Consider the following 5,556-nt stretch of genomic DNA (forward strand, 5'->3'; position numbering starts at 1 on the left):
GTACCCATCTCAGTCGATACGATATAAACATTTCGGCATTGATGCTATCGTGTGTAGTCCTGAAATTATTTCGCGCCCGACCTAGTTTTATAGTGTTTAAATTATTCATATAATTTCACAACCCAAACAGTCTATGGCCAATTGCGAAATAAGCTTCCAATGGCATTTTTCGCCTGAAAGCCCTTTCTGGAGTCTCCAAGCTTTGGAAATTCAAGCTTCCATGAGGTCTATCGTTATACCAAGTGATAAACTCGTCGAATGAATGAAAAGCAGGCCTGTGCTTGACGTATTCTCCGAAAAACCGTTCCAGCTTTCCGTTTGTCTGAGGATGCTTCGCTCTGGCTAATATAGGCTTGATGCCATATTTTTTGAGGTGATCTTTGAATTCGCTGTTCCAGCTTCCGTCGTCATGGATTCTGTGGGCTCCAAACTCGCTGCCATGATCGAGTATCAGCTCCCTCAAGGGACAGAGCCACCAGAATTTGTCCACTAATTGGTCGATTATCAGCATGCTGTTCTCTGTATTGATCTCGGTGAACTCCCCTCCGGCCAGCACCATCCTGGATGCATCATCCAGAATTACGCAAACCTTGACATCAGTCCCATCCCATTCATGCCAGTCAATATGCCCCGCTGACATGCTGTGCTTTCGTTCATAACGAACCCACTTCCTGCGATTCTGTTTCTTTAGATCTTCCTGGGCCAGGCCTGCTGCCTTCAGGTACATGTGTATGCGATTATGTGATATGATATGCAGATCTTAAATTGTTTCCGGATCACAGTCTCCAGCATGCGCGCTCCAAAGCGGTAGCGAGCATGGGCTGCTCTGATGACCTCTGTCTCTTTCTCAGTGAAGGGTTTGCGGGGGCGACCAACTTTTTCGCCCAAGACAGGTTCTTGCCCGGTCTCCTTGTATTCTTTAATGATCTGCTGGACTCTCCTTTGTGAGACCTTGACATCCCGCGCAATCTCTTTTGTGGGCACCCTTTTGCGGTTTTGACGAAGAATATAGCGAACCTTCGTCTTGTTCAATTTCATATCTTGGACTATGCGCCCAAGCTTAGATGATAGGCGAAATAATTTCGGGACTCTACAAACCTTTCGCAAGGTGAAAAAGGCACCTTCACGTTGATATAAACAGTAGGCACGGCGACCCATGAAAAAAGAAAACCCTACTTGTGTAGGGTCCTAGAATTAAAGTAGTTTGAAATCATGGTTTGTAGGTGTCCATATTGGAACTACCAGAACATTGTTGTATGTATACAATACATCTTGTGTTGCCAGCTGCGATGCCATCTTTGCTGTATTACCATTTGCAAGGTAATTAAAGAATTTCGACATATACAGGCTATTTCCTGCGGAATCGACACTGTAGGTATAACCACCACTTAGCCATTCTTTATTCTTGACTGCATTAGCTATGGGGCTGGTAGCCTTTGGATTAAATGAATCGCATCCCGCAAAAATTGCCAATCCTCGAGGATTTTTTGTGAACATCGATGCTAGCTCGTGTCCAGTTACCACTCTATCAGATTCCGCGGCGTTTGTAATTTCTATTGCATTAGGTCCCATATGTCCTTTGATTGCAGAAATGTAATAGTCGTCCATTGTACCTACGCGAGAATGCGTCACAGCCGAATCTCTATAGTATGTAACTGCCTGCCCCTTGTTCATCAAAGCATTGAATGCGTCATTTCCCCAATCTTTATAGCCATTTTTGGTGACATATTCGGCACGGAAGGGATCGAGCAATAATGCGGTGCGATAAGACGCCGCATTTGTGATTGGAGTCAGAGATAAACTGGATGAATAAGCTTTGCCCAATACAGATCCTTTTAATTGGGCATAATTAGTTGTCTTGAATCCGAAATCGCCCCCACCAGAATAGTATGTACCTGAGTGTCCATACATCTTGGCTTTGTTTTCTACGTGGGTGCGGAATAAGGCGCTTGTACCGTACGCTCCAGTTGTGCTTCCATAAACACCGGCGTAAGTTTTTGAGCCGTAAGAATCAACATATGGGTTGTATATTACAGCAGGCCTGCTAGTAGTGCCATATGCATCAGTCCAATGATATGCATTCTCGCCCTCTTTATTGTGCGAATACGCATCGAACCAGATATAGTTTCCTCCTGTGCCATAGTTCGCAGATAACTTTGAGAAGACGTGATCGGTATAGGCAGTTGTTTCGGTATATAAATTGCTTACAGATGATTTTCCAACCCCTGTCGGCGAACCACCTGACGCCACAGTTGATGCATAATCGCCTTCAAGATTTGAACCATAGCTACCGCCTGTGAAATATTGGGCATTGGCGACATTAAATTTTAGCCATGTACCAGCCGAGGTTGATGATGGTGACCAAGTGTTCCAATCATAATTCCAAGTGGTAACTCCGGGAATGCCAGTAACGCTCCTGTATTCGGTAGCCTTAGCCCCACCAGATTTGGCAGTCTTCGATATGCTACCGTAAGGCAAAGAACCAGATCCATAAAATGTATTAGAGATATCTGCATCAGTTGGATTCAGTCCTATATGCTCGTTTGCATAATCGTCGACAGTAGCTCCATAAACGACATGTGTTGAAGAGCTACCTTCATTGCCTCCGGTCGAAGCTGAGAGTTCTAAACCAGAAGTCAGCGAAACAATAATTAAAACAATCAGTGTTAATAATAAAGCTCCTTTAATTAGTTTCACGTTATTCCCTCCACCAATTTTTTTCTTTGATGTAATTACAGTCAGCAATTAGCATTAGTAGATGATAAACTTTACTGTACTTTCCAACTTTTCGCTTTATTTATAATATACGCCAATTATTTTAAATCTTAAACGTGATCTTAAAATTTAAAGTTTTTATACTTGGATTAATTTTGCTTGCATGGGAGTAGAATATGCTGTGTCGCCTAATTTTATATTATTAATATTTTTGGCTCTAAAATTTATAATTCAGTTTAAAATAACTATCTATATGCTCATAAGTATATTATACAAAATGGGTCGTGTACTTTCTTAACTGAAATATTTTAATACTACTTCATCAATTAATAAGTTGGGATAGCGATGAATTCGAATCTTGATGTTTCACTATTTTGGTGCTGGCAGAAGGATTGTCCAGACTTCGGAAAAAAAGGTGCAGGAAACATAGTTTGAAAGAACGATACGGGAAGGACAACAGAGCGCTTCTCAAATGCAGAACCTGTGGCCATTGTTTTAGCGAGACTCATGGAACGCCGTTCTTCGGCCTTAACACTCCGATTGATGAGGTTTGCCGAACACTAGCTCTGATTCCAGAGAAAGGAAGCATTCGGGGAGCTGCGCGGATTTCGGGGCATGATAAGGGCACAATATGGAAGTGGGTTGATCTCGCTGACAAGCACTGCAAAGAAGTGAATGATTATTATTTGAAGAATCTCCGTCTCGATCGCGTGCAAGTAGACGAGCTGTACTTTCCAAGTTTTTCACTTCAACCACCAACTTTATAAACTGAATTCAATTCTTGCATAATCGATGAGCGATATATATCTCTTTAGTGCTAATATTTTGCTATTTAATAACATGTGCTTTACCTCTTTACTGCATTGCGTATGCAAAATCAAAAACTTGGAAACTACAGTAGACGAGATATGGTCATATATAAAAAAAGGAGAAAAACGTCGATGCCAACGATTCGAAAGAGGATGGTGAGGGAAAAAGAACCGCAGAGGATTGCATCAGACTATTCAGTGACATCGAGAAGCGTCGCGCAATTGATTCACCAATTCCTGTATTTACATCCGATAACTGGGACCCTTTCGAAGAAGGTCTTCTCAATGTCTATGGCTTCCTTGAGATACCACCCTATTGCGGTATCGGGAGAAAGCCAAATCCGGTTCTTGTCCCCTACCCTAACTTGAAGTACGCAAAGGTCTGCAAGAAAAGAAAAAACGGGCGGATCATAGAGGTGATACAGCGTATCGTTTATGGCGACCCGGTGGAAGTAATGCGATTGCTGGGAGCCGATTCCGGCGGAAAGATCAATACTGCATACATTAAGCGAATAAATCTCACAATTCGCAACTCTTTAGCGAGATTCGTGCGCAAGAGCATGAATTGCAGCAAAATCCTGAGAAGGCATACTCACGCTCTGGACTTCTTCCAAGCATGGTACAATTTCGTCAAACCTCATAAGTCTCTCAGGTTAGAGGTCAATCAAGGTAGAAAGAGATGGATGCAGAGAACTCCCGCGATGGCTGAAGGACTCGTTGATCACGTCTGGACCATCAAAGAACTGATGACATTCAGGGTGCCCCTTCAATGAAACGAGTACACTACCCAACTTCACATACGCGTTCAAAGACGCATTTGGGCATCCGCGAGATCATGGTTGTCTTTGTGTCGAGATCAAGTCTCATGGCACAGATCAGCCTTCACTGCCCATATCAGCCTTGCCTATGGCTCTATGGTTTTTTCATGCTTTGGACATGATCCTCGCCTGAGGATCATGGGTTCTTTGCGGTTCCTTTATAGCAGGTGCAATCGAATACCCCTTTGGCACCGGTTCCAAAGCCCTTCTTATCGAAGTACATCATGTCGTTCCAGCCCTCATAACAGCATGGAAGCCAACTATCAGCCTCATCATCGGTATCATTGGACTTTTCGAATACAGATCTCATCTCTATTTTTCGTGAAAGATCATATGTACCGTAATACCGTTCTTCTCCTTCGCTTAGGGCAGGATAGTTCTGGTGTTTGACATCATACTGAGAATCTCTGAGCCTGTAGTTTAAATCCGCTATGCCTGTAGTTTTGGCCTGGATTAGGTAGCCTAAATATTTTGTGGGCTTAAACTCTGCCAGGAGAATGGAATCATTGGTAGCTAGTACTGTGGCGTTCATCCTTTGTAACCAGATGACAGACCTTTGCTCCTTGGACAACTCGTGGTTGTATAGGAAGTTCGCGCCTACAAAATCTCCGTTATTTCCTTCAAAATCTCGGTTATTTATCTGTTGCCCCGAATAAGCTAGGGTTCTACTGGCTTTTAAGAAGACCGGCCGTTTCTCATTTTTGTACTCGATTGTGTATATGTTCGTTCCGACGGGCTTATCGACGGTGATCTCGATTTCGTCTGGATAAACAGTAGATTGCATCTTTATTTCATCCGTGGATTTGTAGTTCCCTTCAAGGGCATTTGTCCTCTCTCTTAGTCGTACGTCGTTAGCTCCAATTTCTTCATAGTAGGATTGGTATGGACTTAGGATTCTCTCATGGAATTCTACAGGTGATATTTTACCGTCAACTGAGCTTGAGAGGTTAAAGCTAATGTTGCTGCTCTGGCGATAGATGGACCAATGAGACGAATTGGTGTCAACACTACTCGACCAGTAGACTCCGCAGACGTTTGAACTAAGTGAAAATACTACGAGGAGAATTACCAAACCCCTATGCATCATATGGAACCCTATGGCGAGGACTCTAATAAAGTTTACTGTACTTTCCAAGTTTCTCCTAATTTTTTATTATTAATAATATATTCAACATTAAATTTTTAATCCTAGACCCTTAAGCACATGAAGTAGT

General features: G+C 42.7%; 3 protein-coding genes and 1 pseudogene. 1 reads left to right on the forward strand and 3 read right to left on the reverse strand.

All coding sequences use genetic code 11. The features are described from left to right. Positions 1–115 precede the first annotated feature (115 nt). Together VIS94_03500 and VIS94_03505 are read right to left on the reverse strand one after the other, a co-directional pair. Positions 116–1,038: pseudogene (locus tag VIS94_03500) on the reverse strand (helix-turn-helix domain-containing protein). Between the two features lie 156 nt (positions 1,039–1,194). Next, entirely contained in the window at positions 1,195–2,697 is a 1,503-nt protein-coding gene (locus tag VIS94_03505; GenBank protein ID HEY9160135.1) for a hypothetical protein, read from the reverse strand. Between the two features lie 1,243 nt (positions 2,698–3,940). Between VIS94_03505 and VIS94_03510 the strand changes: the two genes are divergently transcribed. Then, positions 3,941–4,297: a hypothetical protein gene (locus VIS94_03510; protein HEY9160136.1), complete on the forward strand. Its 357-nt coding sequence runs from the start codon at positions 3,941–3,943 to the stop codon at positions 4,295–4,297. A 181-nt stretch (positions 4,298–4,478) separates the two neighbouring features. On the opposite strand, the gene VIS94_03515 is transcribed toward VIS94_03510, so the two are convergent. After that, positions 4,479–5,477, reverse strand: a complete 999-nt coding sequence (locus tag VIS94_03515) for a hypothetical protein (GenBank protein ID HEY9160137.1) — start codon at positions 5,475–5,477, stop codon at positions 4,479–4,481. Positions 5,478–5,556 lie beyond the last annotated feature (79 nt).

It is taken from the genome of Desulfomonilia bacterium (genome assembly GCA_036567785.1).
GTDB lineage: Bacteria > Desulfobacterota > Desulfomonilia > UBA1062 > UBA1062 > DATCTV01.